Raw genomic sequence first — 13,778 nt, 5'->3', positions numbered from 1 at the left:
GCCCCAAGGATGAGAACACAGAACATGAACCGTGACTGGATCGCCACCGCACGCACCCTATCCGAAGCCCTGCCCTATCTGCAGCGCTATTCCGGGGCGGTCGTCGTGGTCAAGTTCGGCGGAAACGCCATGGGCGACGACGAGGCGATGGCCGAATTCGCCCGCGACGTCGTGCTGATGAAGCAGGTCGGCATGAACCCGGTCGTCTGCCATGGTGGCGGGCCGATGATCAACGATCTGCTGGGTCGCCTTGGCATCGAGAGCCGCTTTGTCCGCGGCAAGCGCGTCACCACCAAGGAGACCGTCGAGGTGGTCGAGATGGTGCTGTCCGGCCTGGTCAACAAGCGCATCGTCCAGGCGATCAACGACGCAGGGGGCCGCGCGGTCGGCATCTCGGGCAAGGACGACGACATGATGGTGTGCGAGGCCGACGACCCGGAACTGGGTTTCGTCGGTCGCCCGGTCGAGATGAACGTCCAGATCATTCGCGACCTGTATACCGCCGGGATGATCCCGGTCATCGCCCCCGTCGCCACCGGCATGGAGGATAACGAGACCTTCAACGTCAACGGCGACACCGCGGCGGGGGCCATCGCCGGCGCGCTCAAGGCCGACCGCCTGCTGCTTTTGACCGATGTCGCGGGCGTCAAGGACGCGACCGGCCAGGTGGTCACGCAGCTGCATCCCGACCAGGTCCGCGCGATGATCGCCGACGGCCAGATCGCCGGCGGCATGATCCCTAAGACCGAGACCGCGCTGAAGGCGTTGGACGACGGGGTGCGTGCGGTGGTGATCCTGGACGGACGCGTGCCCAACGCCTGCCTGCTGGAGCTGTTCACCGAACACGGCGCCGGATCGCTGATCCGGACCACCGAACCGCGCGTGACCCCGCGCGGCCTGCGTCAGGTCGCCAGCAGCCTGTGATCGAGGCATGGCGAAGGGCGCTTGCCCCTTCGCCAGCGCCTGTGGCAGGCTGCCGAAACCGACAGCATGGCACAAAGAGGCAGCATTTTCATGACCCCACTTGGACACAGACGCCTGATCCTGACGCGTCATGCGAAATCGGCCTGGGACGATCCCACCTTGGACGATCACGACCGGCCGCTGAACGACCGCGGTCGCCGGTCCGCGCGCGCCTTGGGCGACTGGCTGGCCAGCCGCGGGTATGAACCTGAGGAGGTCCTGTGTTCGTCCTCGGCCCGCACGCAGGAAACCTGGGCCGTCATCGCCGGTGCCCCCCTCGAGGTACGGCCGCTGATGCGGATCGAGCCGGGCCTGTATCAGGCGGGCGCGGAAAAGATGATGGCGGTGCTGAAGACGGCGACGATGCCGACGGTGATGATGCTGGGCCACAACCCGGGCATTTCGGAATTCGCATCGATGCTGCCCGCGCGCCTGCCGATGGACCCGGATTTCCGCCGCTATCCGACCGGCGCAACGCTGGTGGTGGATTTCCAGATCGACAGCTGGGCCGACCTGCAGAAGGGTCAGGGCAGCGTGATGGATTTCGTGCGCTTGGACGGGCGCATCTGAGGATGTCCGGCGGGGGCGCCGCGCCCCCGCCGGACATCAGTGACCCAGGATCTGGCTGAGAAACAGCTTGGTCCGCTCGGATTTCGGGTTGTTGAAGAAGTCGGTGGGATTGTTCTGCTCGACGATCTGACCCTGATCCATGAAGATCACCCGGTTCGCCACGGCCTGCGCAAAGCCCATTTCGTGGGTGACGCAGATCATGGTCATCCCCTCCTCGGCCAGCTCGATCATGGTGTCCAGGACCTCCTTGATCATCTCGGGGTCCAGGGCGCTGGTCGGCTCGTCGAACAGCATGATCTTGGGCTGCATGCACAGCGACCGGGCGATGGCCACGCGCTGCTGCTGGCCGCCCGACAACTGGCCCGGATATTTCCCGGCCTGTTCGGGGATCTTGACCTTTTCCAGGAACCGCATCGCGGTCGCCTCGGCCTGCTTGCGCGGCACCTTGCGCACCCAGATGGGCGCCAGGGTGCAGTTCTCCAGCACGGTCAGGTGCGGAAACAGGTTGAAGTGCTGAAAAACCATGCCGACTTCGGAACGGACCTTGTCGATGTTCTTGATGTCGCTGGTCAGTTCGACCCCGTCGACGACGATATGGCCCGCCTGATGCTCCTCCAGCCGGTTGATGCAGCGGATCAGGGTCGATTTCCCCGACCCCGACGGACCGGCAATGACGATCCGTTCCCCCTTGTGCACGGTCAGGTCAATATCGCGCAGGACGTGGAACGTGCCGTACCACTTGTTCATGTTGCGGATGTCGATGGCGACCTCGTCGCTGACGGTCATCTGGCTGCGGTCAATGCGGCGTTCGATGTGTTCCATAACCAGGGTCCTTACCTGTGGTCGCGTTGCAGGCGGCGTTCCAGATACATCGAGTATCGCGACATGCCGAAGCAGATGAGAAAGAAGATGGCGCCGACGAAGATGAACGGCTCCCAGTAGATGCCCTTCCATTCGACATTGGCGCGCACCGCGTCCGACATGGATTTCAGCGGATCATAGAGCCCCACGAAGGTCACCAGCGTCGTGTCCTTGAACATGCCGATGAAGGTCGACACGATCCCCGGGATCGAGATTTTCAGCGCCTGCGGCAGCACGATCAGGCGCTGCGCCTTCCAGTAGTCCAGGCCCAGGGCATCGGCGGCCTCGTACTGCCCCTTGGGCAGCGCGGCCAGACCGCCGCGGATCACCTCGGCCATGTAGGCGGCCGCGAAGATCGTCACCATGATGATGACGCGCAGGATGATGTCGAAATTGGTGCCCGGGGGCAGGAAGTAGTTCAGCAGCAGCGAGGCCACGAACAGCAGCGTGATCAGTGGCACGCCGCGGATGAACTCGATGAAGATCACCGCCAGCGACTTGATCAGGAACATGTCCGACTGACGCGCCAGCGCCAGAACGATGCCCAGGGGCAGTGACAGCGCGATGCCCGCCACGCCGATGGTCAGCGACAGCAGGAAGCCGCCAAAACGGTCCGACCGCACCGCGTCGATCGACAGCGGCAGCAGCCCCTCGGCATCGCGGGCCGCGTCGCCTGCCAGCACCAGCCAGAACAATACCGTCACCAGGATCGCCACGACCGTCGCCAGCATCGGAGAGACGCGCGACAGCGCCCGCCAGGCAAGCCAGCCCAGCAGCGGCCCGACCAGCACGAAGATCGGCCCCCACAGCGTGCCGCCCCACAGGAACCATACGCCCAGCAGCGGATAGACCAGCGAGAAGGGCAGCATCCAGCTGATGTTGCGCTCTGATGCGACCAGTCCCGCGACAAGCACCACGGCCGCAAAGATCAGCCAGCCCGCCGGTGCGCCCAGCACGACCATCGCCCACAGCGTGACGACGGCGGTGATGCCCAGCACCACGCGGCGGATCGACAGCGAGGCCGAGAACAGCACCGGCGCCAGCGCGACCATCAGCAGGCCGAAGGTCATCGTGGGCCGCCAGTACAGCTCGACCGGATAGAAGCCGAAGACGTACTGGTTCCAGCGTTCGCGGATCACCGCGAAACAGGCGCCGCGGGCGCCCTCGCCCCAGGTGGCCGCGATGATCGCGCGGCATTCGTTCAGGCTGGAGGCGTTCCAGACCGAATGGGCGAACCAGTCCCAGAAGGTCGAGACCAGGAACCAGATGATCAGCGCCCCCAGAAGGGTCAGCAGCGTGTTGACCGGCCCCGAGAAGAGGTTCGTCCGCAGCCAGCGGATCGCCCCCGATTCACGGACCGGCGGCGTGGCCGAGGGCAGCATGGTATCCCGCACGAAGGGCACGGTCTGGGCGTGGGTGTCGCTCATCTCACCGCTCCTTCAGTTTGACGCGGGCGTTGAAGACGTTCATCCCCGCGGAAATGATCAGGCTGAGGACCAGATAGGTCAGCATCATCAGCACGATGGCCTCCAGCTCGCGGCCGGTCTGGTTCAGCGTCGTCCCCCCCAGTGTGCCACGCAGGTCCATGTAGCCCACGGCAATCGCCAGCGAACTGTTCTTGGTCAGGTTCAGGTACTGAGAGATCAGCGGCGGAATGATCACGCGCAGCGCCTGCGGCAGGATCACCAGGCTCATGGTGCGGTTCGGGCGCAGGCCCAGGGCGAATGCCGCCTCGGACTGGCCGCGGCTGACGGCTAGGATGCCGGCGCGCACGATCTCGGCGATGAAGGCGGCGGTGTACAGCGTCAGCGCCAGCCACAGCGCGACCAGCGAGTTCGACACGTTCAGCCCACCGGTGAAGTTGAAGCCCTGCAGCGTGGGCGGCTCCAGATGCAGGCCGAAATACCAGATCAGCAGCAGCGACGGCACGATCATCACCGCCAGCGACATCCACCAGGTGGTGGGCCGGCTGCCGGTGCGGTCCTGCACGTCCTGCGCCCAGGACGCGATCATGCGGCGTGCGAACCACCCCCCGACCAGCACCACGACAAAGGCGATAGTGGCCCAGTTGAAGGTGATGCGCGCGCCCAGGTCCAGGCTGCCCGGATCGTTCGTCATCGCCAGCGTGGGCAGCGCGGTATAGCGATTGGTCAGCGCTACGTGGTCAAAGAGGATCATCCCCGATGTCGCGGCCTCGCCCCGGAAGGCGTTGGGCGGCGGCAGGATCTCGGTGAAGATCGCATAGACGATCAGGATCCACAGCAGCAGCGGCATGTTGCGGAAGATCTCAACGAAGACGGTCATCAGCCGGGCGAACAGCCAGTTCTTGGACAGCCGCGCCACGCCCACGATCACGCCCAGGACCGTCGCCGCGATGCAGCCCAGCACCGCCACGATCAGCGTGTTCAGCAGGCCCACGACCGATGCGCGCAGGTGCGAATCGTCGGCGGTATAGGGGATCGGCGTCTGCGGGATGTCATAGCCCGCGCGCTGGAACAGGAACCCGAAATCGAAGCTTTTGCCCATCAGGGCCAGGTTGCGGATCGTGTTGTCGACCAGCCACCAGGCGGCGGCCATGACCAGAATGAACACGATGACCTGAAATGTCAGGGACCGATACCGCTGGTCGTTGACCAGCATGCTCAGCCGGAACGGCGGCGTCGCCGTTGCCCGGATGTCCGTCATCTTTCTTACCCCTGTCGCCTGCCATCGGCTTTGCGCCGTTTTTCACTTGGGCAGGATTATCGTTGATGGAGGGTCGGGGCCGGGCCCGTCATGGGTCCGACCCCCGGTCGTGTCAGCCGATCAGCGGAACGGCGGTGCGTAGAGCAGGCCGCCCTGGGTCCATTGCGCGTTCAGGCCGCGGGCCAGGCCGATCGGGGTCTGCTCGCCGATGTTGGCGGCAAAGATCTCGCCATAGTTGCCGCCCGCCAGGATGGCGCGACGCGCCCATTCGGCGTCCAGGCCCATCATCGCGCCCAGCTCGTCCGTGGTGCCCAGAAGGCGCTGGACTTCGGGGTTCTCGGACGACCGGACCAGCTCCTCGATGTTGCGCGAGGTCACGCCGTATTCCTCGGCTGCGATCAGCGCGTTCAAGGTCCAGCGGGCGATATCGCCCCAGTTGCTGTCGCCATGGCGCACGGCCGGCCCAAGCGGTTCCTTGGAGATGATCTCGGGCAGGATGATGTGGGTTTCCGGGTCGGCAAAGGCCGCACGGGTGGCCGCAAGGCCCGACGCGTCGGTGGTATAGGCGTCGCAGGCGCCGGCCATGTACTGCTGCTCGCCCTCGGCATTGCTGTCGATGTTGACCGGCGTATAGGTCATGTTGTTGGCGCGGAAATAGTCGGCCAGGTTCAGCTCGGTCGTGGTGCCGGTCTGGATGCAGATCGTCGCGCCGTCCAGTTCCTTGGCCGAGGTCACGCCCAGATCGGACCGGACCATGAAGCCCTGGCCGTCGTAATAGTTCACCCCGATGAAATCCAGCTTCAGGTCGGTGTCGCGCGAATAGGTCCAGGTCGAGTTGCGGGCCAGGACGTCCACCTCGCCCGACGACAGCGCAGTAAAGCGCGTCTGGCCGGTGGTCGGCACGAACTTGACCTTGGCGGGATCGCCCAGGACGGCTGCAGCCAGCGCGCGGCAGAACGCGACGTCAAAGCCCGTCCAGTTGCCACTGGCGTCGGGCGCCGCGAATCCGACCAGGCCGGTGTTGACGCCGCAGTTCAGCTCGCCGCGCTCCTTGACCTGGGCCAGCGTCGACCCCTCCTGGGCCATGCCCATGCCTGCCAGCAGGGTCGCCGCGGCCGCCGTCCCCAGGAAAACCGATTTTTTCATAGTTACCTCTGTGTTGGAGCGCCCGCGGCCGATCGGTCCGCGAACGCTGATGCGGACCCTTCGGGGGGTCCTTGTCGGCATAGCACGACAGCGGCTGCCGTCCTATTAGGCGGTATTGTGCCGATACAAGTTGCCGCGTCAAGAACCCCGTCCGGTCGCGCAAGCGCTTTCAACCCCGACGGGACAGGCTCCACAGCCGTTCTGCCGAAAGTATGGACAGGCGCCGGCCCTCGGCCGCCTCGGCCGCCTCTTCGTCCGCGCCCCATCGTTCGGCCTGGAAATCCTCGTCGATGCGGGACAGGCGGTGCGCCTCGGCACCGTCGATGCGACCCTCGATCACCGCCAGGCCCAGGATCAGCGATCCTGGAATCGTCACCAGATCGTGCAGCGCGGTCAGCCCCCATTGGTCCTGCGCGCGTACCCGCGCATGCAGGCGGTCCAGCGCGCCCTGGTCCTGATCGATGGGAATCACCCCCTGCGTGACCCGCAGCGGCGCGTCCAGATGCCGGGCAGACCAGTCGATCAGCGGATCCCATTCGCGCGCCTGCAGGTCGATCAGCGACTGCGGATCGGTTGCCCGATAGGACAGCAGATCGGTGCCGCCATAATTGGCAAGCATGGCCGCGACCGCATCGAATTGCGGGGCCACCTTCTCGACGGCAGAGTTCACGGCGCGGGTCAGCGGCATGGTCTGCGGCGCGATCACCTCGCCCTGGGCCAGCCATTCGTCGGCCACGGCGCGGGCCAGCGCCTCGGTCGGCAGGACCAGCGCATGCTTGCCGGGCGTCCGCAGGACGCGGCTGTCCAGCATGATCTCGAACCCGCCATCCGCGGGTCGCAGGTCCGCATCGGTCCAGAACCTGCGCGCCTTCCATTCGCTCATGCCGCCCACTCCTCGATGGCCGTTGTCAGTCCGGTGAAATCGTCCAGGATCCGGATCGCCCCGGCATCCTGCAGCGCATGCGCGGGGTGATAGCCCCAGCTGACGCCGAAACCGGCCAGCCCGGCCGCCCGCGCCATCTCCATGTCAAAGCTGGTATCGCCGACCATGACGGCGCGCCCGGCCTCGGTCCCCGTCTCGGCCAGGGCCGCGTGCAGCATCGAGGGATGCGGCTTGGAGGGATGCCCGTCCGCCGTCTGCAGGCTGAGGAACCGCCCCTGCAGACCGTGCGCCGCGATCATCGCATCCAGGCCCCGGCGCGACTTGCCCGTCGCCACCGCCAGCAGCAGGTCGTCGCGGTCGGCCAGCCGGTCAAGGCATTCCATCGCGCCCGGATACAGCGGCGCGGCACTGTCCAGCCGCGCGCGCATGAAGCTTTCCTTGTAGCCCGCCACGATCCGCGCCTGCATGTCCGCATCAACGTCGGGCGCCAGCTGGGCGACCGCCACGGGCAGCGACAGCCCGACGATGGACAGGACCTGCGATTTCGGCAGCGGCGTCAGGCCGACCTGGTCGAAGGCAAAGCCCATCGCGTGGGTGATGTGGTTCTGGCTGTCGACCAGCGTGCCGTCGACGTCAAAGACGACCAGCCTCATGCGTCATCCGCAAACGGATCGTCGGGCACGTCGTTCTCGTGCCAGCCGACGGATTTCCAGGTCCTGCCCATATGGTCGGGCAAGGGCGCGGTGATGGTCATGCGTTTCTTGGTGATCGGATGGTCGAAGGTGATCGAGCGCGCGTGCAGGTGCAGCTTCTTGCTGATCTCTCCGCCCAGCTGGGCACCCCAGCCATCGCCCAGGTTCTCCTGGCCCGATCCGCCGTACTTGCCGTCGCCCACGATGGGATGGCCCAGTTCGGCCATATGCGCGCGCAGCTGATGGGTGCGGCCCGTGATCGGCACCAGCGCGCACCAGCTGGCCCGCGTGGCCAGCGCGTCCAGCACGGCGTAATCGGTCGTGGCACGTTTCGCGCCCTCGGTCGTGTCGATGTCGCGGGGGTGGACAGCGATCATCTTCTCGTTGTCGCCGCCCCGGCCCTGCCCGCCCTTGACCAGGCCATAGCGGATCGTGCCCATCCGCGGATGCGGCACGCCCGCGACCGCCGCCCAATAGATCTTGCGCGTGGTGCGCGACCGGAACGCCTCGGACAGGGCCCGCGCCACGCGGTCGGTCCGCGCCAACAGCAGGACGCCCGACGTGTCCTTGTCCAGCCGGTGCACCAGCTTGGGACGCTCCTTGAACCCGAACAGCAGCGCGGTGGTCAGGCCGTCGACATGACGCCCCCCCAGCCCGCTGCCGCCCTGGCTGGGCAGACCCGGCGGCTTGTTCAGCGCGATGATATGCTCGTCCTTCCACAGGACGGCGGCCTGGATCATCTCGGCATCGCTGTCGGTCACGCGCGGCCCAAGCGGGCGTTCGGACCGTTCGGCCGCGGGGCCGGGTTCGGGCAGCGGCGGCACGCGGACCTCCTGGCCCGGCGCGATGCGGGTGGCGGCCTTGACGCGCCCCCCGTCGATGCGCAGCTCTCCCTTGCGGCACATCTTCTCGATGGCCACCTGCGACAGCTGCGGAAAGCGCTTCTTCAGCCAACGATCCAGCCGCATCTCTGCGTCGTCTTCGCCGACAATGATGGTCTGCACGGCACTCATGCCCAAATCCCCCGTCCCAAGGCCAGTCCGGCCATCACGGCCGCCAGCGACAGCAGGACCGAAAGCCCCACATAGGCCAGCGCCATGACGCCCTGACCCCGTTCCCACAACGTCAGCACATCCAGCGAAAAGGCCGAAAACGTCGTGAATCCCCCCAGCACGCCGGTCAGCAGGAACGGCGCCCAGGCATTGCCCAGCCTGTGCGCCAGCAATGCGGCCAGCAGACCCATCGCAAAGCTGCCCGCCACGTTGACCAGCAGCGTCGCCGACCATGCCAGCGGCATGACGCGATAGATGGCATAGCGGCAGGTCGCCCCGAGGGCCCCGCCAATGGCGACTTGCAGAAAGGGGTTCATGCGCGCGTCTGTGTGGCCCCGCGCGCGCAAAGTCAACCGCCGCGCTTCAGGCGCTGGCTGACGAACCAGTCCAGGCGGCGTTTCAGCTCGCGTTCGAACCCGCGTTCGACGGGCGTGTAGAGGACCGGGCGCTTCAGCCCGTCGGGGAAATAGTTCTGGCCGCTGAACCCGTCCTCGGCATCGTGGTCATAGGCATAGCCCCCGCCGTATCCCTGCTCCTTCATCATCTTGGTGGGCGCGTTCAGGATATGGGCGGGGGGCATCAAGCTGCCGGTGCGCCGGGCCTCGGCCCGCGCGTTCTTGTAGGCCGCGTATCCAGCATTCGATTTCGGCGCCAGCGCCAGATAGATGACCGCCTGGCCAAGGGCCAGTTCCCCCTCGGGCGAACCAAGCCGCTCGTACAGCGCCCAGGCATCCAGGCAGTGCCGGGCGGCGGCAGGATCGGCCAGGCCGATATCCTCGATCGCCATGCGCGTGATACGCCGCGCCAGATAGCGCGGGTCCTCTCCACCCTCCAGCATGCGCGCCAGCCAATACAGCGCGGCGTCCGGGTCACTGCCCCGCACCGACTTGTGCAGGGCCGAGATCAGGTTGAAATGCTCCTCGCCCGACTTGTCGTACTTGGGCGCTCGCTTGTTCAGACGTTTCGCCAGGGCGTCGGGATCGACCTTGCCCTCGACCTTCCAGGCGGCCACCTGCTCGATCAGGTTCAGCGCGGCACGACCGTCGCCATCGGCCATCTCCAGCAGGGTGTCGCGCGCCTGCGCCGTCAGGGGCAGCTTGCGTCCCAGCTCGCGTTCCGCGCGTTGCGCCAGCAGTTCCAGATCCGCCAGCGTCAGACGCTCCAGCACGACGACCTGGGCCCGCGACATGACCGCGGCGTTCAGCTCAAAGGACGGGTTCTCTGTCGTGGCGCCGACCAGAAGGATCGTGCCGTCCTCCATATGCGGCAGAAAGCTGTCCTGCTGCGCCTTGTTGAACCGGTGGATCTCGTCGACGAACAGCAGCGTGGCGCGACCCTGGCTGCGCCGCAGGCGGGCGGCGTCAAAGACCTTCCGCAGGTCTGGCACACCGGTAAAGATGGCGCTGATCTGCACGAATGCCAGATCGGTCTCGTCCGCCAGCAGGCGGGCGATGGTCGTCTTGCCGACGCCCGGCGGGCCCCACAGGATCAGCGACGACAGGCTGCCCGATGCCAGCATGCTGCCAAGCGGCCCGTCGGGGCTTAGCACCTTCGCCTGACCGATGACCTCGGACAGGCGGGCGGGTCGGATGCGGTCGGCCAGTGGCCTTGCCCCCGTCCCGGACGGGGGGTCTGCCTGCGGTGCGGTATCGAACAGATCTGCCATGACGCGCCCATTCTAGGCATGTCCGGGCCGGCGCGACAGCCCTGTTCGCAGGGCCATCGACGGTCAGTGCATCTTGGTGGCCAGGTCGATCGCCACGCACTGGAACTCGCCGTCGTCGATGAACAGCGGACGCCCCAGGGCGACGGCGGACAGGCCGCAGCGGCCGTACCAGCGCGGCCAGTTCGACCCGGTCAGCGCGATCAGCTTGGTCGCGCCCATGTCACGGGCCGATCCGGTCATCGCCTCGACCATCTTGAAGTGCACCTTGCGCCGGTACATCTGTGGGATGGAGTGGCTGACGAACACGCGCGAACATTCCCACACATGCGGGTCGACGGGCGCCTTCTCGAACAGCAGGTCCTGGGGAATGCTGCCGCCCAGGATCCCCTCCTGCGCGTCCCGGATCATGTAGGAATAGATGCCGCAGCGCGCGGTCGTCGGGGTCAGGCGGATTCCGGCCAGAACCTCGGTCCGGTCATGGATGGCGATCCAGCGGCTTTGCGGGGTGTCGTACTGGTCGAACTCCATATCCTCGGATTCGGGCAAATCCCAGTTCTTCTGGATAATGAAGCTCTGCTTGCGGGCGCGAAACAGGTTGGCAAACAATTCGCCGTGGTTGTGAAGATTTGAAAAAGAAAGTGTTGTCGTCTGCATCTGATACTCCTGGGGTGTGAGGGCACCCTTCCTCGCCTCGCGGACCCCTTGGGCGACACATCTACAGCAAACGGTATTCCTTGGCCCTCTGCAGCGCCTCGGCGGTCGTCCGCGCCTTCAGGCGTTCCCGGACAGAAATCAACCTTGCCTTGAACGCGCTTTCGGTAATGCCAAGCTTGGCAGCCGCTGCTGCATGACGATCCCCCTCCGCAATGCATCGAAGGGCTTCTTTCTGAGCCTTTGTCAGGCTCGCAGGCGGCTCGGTCATGTCGTGAAGCCGCCGTACCGTGGTCGAGATCTCCTCGATCTCGGCATCGGAAAGTTCGCGATCAGCGCGCGCGAAGGACGCGATGGTGCGCGATGCGATCGGACCGTGGGAGACGGTCAGACCGAAGATCAGCCCGTGATCTGCGGCATCCTTGAGGATGTTGAACGGGTCTGGGATCGGCAGCGCGGACCACCGGCAGGCGCCGGTCGTCGAGAACCCCCAGGCGATTGTCGGATCGCGCAGGGCATAGCCGTTCTGGGAATAGAATTCCGACCATTTTTCGTCATAGGTCTGAAACTGCATCAGCGGTGCAGCGAAACGGATATGCAGCCCCACGAAATAGCCGGACAGGGCATGCTTGCCCAGCTTTCGGAGATCTGCATTTATGTCTGCACGAGATGACATGGCTTTTTGGATATGTTGAAATGATTGACGTCAAGGTTCAAACAAATTGTGACCCATCGAAGTTTCGATTTGGTTAACGTCCTCGGCTTCGCGATAAAATACATCACCCTCCCTCGCGGAATCGGCGCTACGCTCACCAACATTCCGTCCGTGGATGATACATACGCGAAGCCACTCGCGGAAGGTGAAGAATTTTTCGTTCCTCTACGTCAACGCGTTTTGGCTGTGCTAAATTAGCAAACCCCGCCGCAATCTTTTGCGACGGGGTCTAAATCACTGGCCCATCCGGGCTGCGCAATCAGTCTTCGGCAGTGAATTCCGATTCCAGGCGCGCACGGTCGGCGGCACCCTTGGCGCTGGTGTCGCGGTCGACCAGTTCGATGATCGCCATCGGCGCCATGTCGCCATAGCGGAAGCCGGCCTTCATGATGCGGACATAGCCACCCTGACGGTCCTTGTAACGCTCACCCAGAACGTCGAACAGCTTGGCGACATGCATGTCCTGCTTCAGCTGGGCGTTCGCCTGGCGGCGGGCGTGCAGATCGCCGCGCTTGGCCAGCGTGATCAGCTTCTCGACGATCGGACGCAGTTCCTTGGCTTTCGGCAAGGTGGTCTTGATCTGCTCGTGCTCGATCAGCGAGCCGGACATGTTGGCGAACAGCGCCTTGCGGTGTTCGTGGGTACGGTTGAGGCGGCGATAGCCACGGGCGTGACGCATGATGATCTCCTACAGCGTGTTTTGCTTTGTCCGGCGGCCCATGCGTGCGGGCCGCTCTCCTTGGGGCGGATGCCCGGTGGTCAGCGGGGGTCACCCCCCGCCGTGATCTCAGAACTGGTCGTCGAAACGCTTGGCCAGGTCCTCGATGTTTTCCGGCGGCCAGTCGACCACGTCCATGCCCAGATGCAGGCCCATGCCCGACAGCACTTCCTTGATCTCGTTCAAGGACTTGCGGCCGAAGTTCGGGGTCCGCAGCATCTCTGCCTCGGTCTTCTGGATCAGGTCGCCGATATAGACGATGTTGTCGTTCTTCAGGCAGTTCGCCGAACGGACCGACAGCTCCAGCTCGTCGACCTTCTTCAGCAGGCGCGGATCGAATTCCAGGCCATCGTCGCTGTCCTGGCGGTTCGCGGCTTCCGGCTCGTCGAAGTTGACGAACACGGACAGCTGGTCCTGCACGATGCGCGCGGCATAGGCCACGGCGTCTTCCGGCGTCAGCGACCCGTCGGTCTCAATCTTCATGGTCAGCTTGTCATAGTCCAGCACCTGCCCCTCACGGGTGGGCTGCACCTCATAGCTGACGCGCTTGACCGGAGAAAAGATCGCGTCGATCGGGATCAGGCCGATGGGAGCATCCTCGGGGCGGTTCTTGTCGGCGGCGACATAGCCCTTGCCCGTCTGCACCGTCAGTTCCATGTTCAGCTCGGCGCCGTCATCCAGATGGCAGATGACATGGTCGCGGTTCAGAACGGTGATGCCGGCCGTCTCCTGGATGTCGCTGGCCTTGACCTCGCCCGGCCCCTTGGCGGACAGCGTCAGGCGCTTGGGACCTTCGACGTCCATCTTCAGCGTGACGCCCTTCAGGTTCAGCACGATGTCGGTCACGTCCTCGCGGACGCCGGCGACGCTGCTGAACTCGTGCAGGACGTTGTCGATCTGCACGGCCGTGATGGCACCGCCCTGCAGCGATGACATCAGCACCCGGCGCAGCGCGTTGCCAAGCGTCAGGCCGAAGCCCCGCTCCAGCGGCTCGGCGACCAGGGTGGCCGTGCGGGTCGCGTCGGCGCCCGGCTTGACGACCAGCTGGGTCGGCTTGATCAGTTCGGCCCAATTCTTGTGGATCATGGATTTTCCTCCATACTTGCTTCCTGCCCATGACCGTGGCCGGAAACGCCCGAGGTGAAATGCGAAAGTCCGGCCCATGCGCGGACGCAC

Annotated in this window: 15 protein-coding genes; 2 read left to right on the top strand and 13 right to left on the bottom strand. The window is 65.4% G+C overall.

Going from position 1 to position 13,778, the window contains the following annotated elements; translation table 11 throughout:
- The first annotated feature begins 24 nt into the window (after nt 1–24).
- A complete protein-coding gene (argB, locus tag SY26_RS08675) occupies nt 25–924 on the top strand; it encodes an acetylglutamate kinase (RefSeq protein ID WP_045982134.1) in 900 nt (299 codons plus the stop codon).
- A 90-nt stretch (nt 925–1,014) separates the two neighbouring features.
- Entirely contained in the window at nt 1,015–1,533 is a 519-nt protein-coding gene (locus SY26_RS08670) for a histidine phosphatase family protein (RefSeq protein WP_045982135.1), read from the top strand.
- Nucleotides 1,534–1,569: 36 nt separating this feature from the next.
- Here SY26_RS08670 and SY26_RS08665 read toward each other — a convergent pair whose 3' ends face one another.
- The 13 genes from SY26_RS08665 to SY26_RS08605 form a co-directional block, all read right to left on the bottom strand.
- Entirely contained in the window at nt 1,570–2,355 is a 786-nt protein-coding gene (locus tag SY26_RS08665) for an amino acid ABC transporter ATP-binding protein (protein WP_045982136.1), read from the bottom strand.
- An 11-nt stretch (nt 2,356–2,366) separates the two neighbouring features.
- A complete protein-coding gene (locus SY26_RS08660) occupies nt 2,367–3,821 on the bottom strand; it encodes an amino acid ABC transporter permease (RefSeq protein ID WP_046000111.1) in 1,455 nt (484 codons plus the stop codon).
- Nucleotide 3,822: 1 nt separating this feature from the next.
- Nucleotides 3,823–5,079 (bottom strand): amino acid ABC transporter permease, encoded by a 1,257-nt coding sequence (locus SY26_RS08655; protein WP_046000110.1) that lies wholly within the window; start codon nt 5,077–5,079, stop codon nt 3,823–3,825.
- A gap of 120 nt (nt 5,080–5,199) precedes the next feature.
- Nucleotides 5,200–6,225: an amino acid ABC transporter substrate-binding protein gene (locus SY26_RS08650; protein ID WP_045982139.1), complete on the bottom strand. Its 1,026-nt coding sequence runs from the start codon at nt 6,223–6,225 to the stop codon at nt 5,200–5,202.
- A gap of 169 nt (nt 6,226–6,394) precedes the next feature.
- Nucleotides 6,395–7,108, bottom strand: coding sequence for an ATP12 family chaperone protein (locus tag SY26_RS08645; RefSeq protein WP_045982140.1), 714 nt, complete (start codon nt 7,106–7,108; stop codon nt 6,395–6,397).
- The gene (locus SY26_RS08640) at nt 7,105–7,761 is read right to left on the bottom strand and encodes an HAD-IA family hydrolase (protein ID WP_046000109.1); all 657 of its coding nucleotides are present in this window, start codon (nt 7,759–7,761) and stop codon (nt 7,105–7,107) included. Before SY26_RS08640 ends, SY26_RS08645 begins: the two co-directional genes overlap by 4 nt.
- Complete coding sequence (locus SY26_RS08635) at nt 7,758–8,813, bottom strand: RluA family pseudouridine synthase (RefSeq protein ID WP_046000108.1); 1,056 nt, start codon at nt 8,811–8,813, stop codon at nt 7,758–7,760. Before SY26_RS08635 ends, SY26_RS08640 begins: the two co-directional genes overlap by 4 nt.
- Nucleotides 8,810–9,169 (bottom strand): fluoride efflux transporter CrcB, encoded by a 360-nt coding sequence (gene crcB / locus SY26_RS08630; protein ID WP_046000107.1) that lies wholly within the window; start codon nt 9,167–9,169, stop codon nt 8,810–8,812. The genes SY26_RS08635 and crcB overlap by 4 nt, the downstream gene beginning before the upstream one ends.
- Nucleotides 9,170–9,201: 32 nt before the next feature.
- The gene (locus SY26_RS08625; RefSeq protein ID WP_046000106.1) at nt 9,202–10,518 is read right to left on the bottom strand and encodes a replication-associated recombination protein A; all 1,317 of its coding nucleotides are present in this window, start codon (nt 10,516–10,518) and stop codon (nt 9,202–9,204) included.
- Nucleotides 10,519–10,581: 63 nt separating this feature from the next.
- Complete coding sequence (locus tag SY26_RS08620) at nt 10,582–11,172, bottom strand: acyl-homoserine-lactone synthase (protein ID WP_045982145.1); 591 nt, start codon at nt 11,170–11,172, stop codon at nt 10,582–10,584.
- Nucleotides 11,173–11,233: 61 nt separating this feature from the next.
- Complete coding sequence (locus SY26_RS08615; RefSeq protein ID WP_045982146.1) at nt 11,234–11,845, bottom strand: autoinducer binding domain-containing protein; 612 nt, start codon at nt 11,843–11,845, stop codon at nt 11,234–11,236.
- A gap of 298 nt (nt 11,846–12,143) precedes the next feature.
- Complete coding sequence (rplQ, locus tag SY26_RS08610) at nt 12,144–12,563, bottom strand: 50S ribosomal protein L17 (protein WP_042247916.1); 420 nt, start codon at nt 12,561–12,563, stop codon at nt 12,144–12,146.
- Between the two features lie 108 nt (nt 12,564–12,671).
- The gene (locus SY26_RS08605) at nt 12,672–13,688 is read right to left on the bottom strand and encodes a DNA-directed RNA polymerase subunit alpha (RefSeq protein ID WP_042247914.1); all 1,017 of its coding nucleotides are present in this window, start codon (nt 13,686–13,688) and stop codon (nt 12,672–12,674) included.
- Nucleotides 13,689–13,778 lie beyond the last annotated feature (90 nt).

Source organism: Paracoccus sp. 228 (assembly GCF_000967825.1).
Lineage (GTDB): Bacteria > Pseudomonadota > Alphaproteobacteria > Rhodobacterales > Rhodobacteraceae > Paracoccus > Paracoccus marcusii.
This window is presented reverse-complemented; position numbering and strand designations above follow the sequence as displayed.

Excerpts from the sequence above, each read along its gene's own strand:
- argB (WP_045982134.1), top strand. The coding sequence starts at position 25 with ATGAACCGTGACTGGATCGCCACCGCACGCACCCTATCCGAAGCCCTG.
- SY26_RS08670 (WP_045982135.1), top strand. The coding sequence starts at position 1,015 with ATGACCCCACTTGGACACAGACGCCTGATCCTGACGCGTCATGCGAAA.
- SY26_RS08665 (WP_045982136.1), bottom strand. The coding sequence starts at position 2,355 with ATGGAACACATCGAACGCCGCATTGACCGCAGCCAGATGACCGTCAGC.
- SY26_RS08660 (WP_046000111.1), bottom strand. The coding sequence starts at position 3,821 with ATGAGCGACACCCACGCCCAGACCGTGCCCTTCGTGCGGGATACCATG.
- SY26_RS08655 (WP_046000110.1), bottom strand. The coding sequence starts at position 5,079 with ATGACGGACATCCGGGCAACGGCGACGCCGCCGTTCCGGCTGAGCATG.
- SY26_RS08650 (WP_045982139.1), bottom strand. The coding sequence starts at position 6,225 with ATGAAAAAATCGGTTTTCCTGGGGACGGCGGCCGCGGCGACCCTGCTG.
- SY26_RS08645 (WP_045982140.1), bottom strand. The coding sequence starts at position 7,108 with ATGAGCGAATGGAAGGCGCGCAGGTTCTGGACCGATGCGGACCTGCGA.
- SY26_RS08640 (WP_046000109.1), bottom strand. The coding sequence starts at position 7,761 with ATGAGGCTGGTCGTCTTTGACGTCGACGGCACGCTGGTCGACAGCCAG.
- SY26_RS08635 (WP_046000108.1), bottom strand. The coding sequence starts at position 8,813 with ATGAGTGCCGTGCAGACCATCATTGTCGGCGAAGACGACGCAGAGATG.
- crcB (WP_046000107.1), bottom strand. The coding sequence starts at position 9,169 with ATGAACCCCTTTCTGCAAGTCGCCATTGGCGGGGCCCTCGGGGCGACC.
- SY26_RS08625 (WP_046000106.1), bottom strand. The coding sequence starts at position 10,518 with ATGGCAGATCTGTTCGATACCGCACCGCAGGCAGACCCCCCGTCCGGG.
- SY26_RS08620 (WP_045982145.1), bottom strand. The coding sequence starts at position 11,172 with ATGCAGACGACAACACTTTCTTTTTCAAATCTTCACAACCACGGCGAA.
- SY26_RS08615 (WP_045982146.1), bottom strand. The coding sequence starts at position 11,845 with ATGTCATCTCGTGCAGACATAAATGCAGATCTCCGAAAGCTGGGCAAG.
- rplQ (WP_042247916.1), bottom strand. The coding sequence starts at position 12,563 with ATGCGTCACGCCCGTGGCTATCGCCGCCTCAACCGTACCCACGAACAC.
- SY26_RS08605 (WP_042247914.1), bottom strand. The coding sequence starts at position 13,688 with ATGATCCACAAGAATTGGGCCGAACTGATCAAGCCGACCCAGCTGGTC.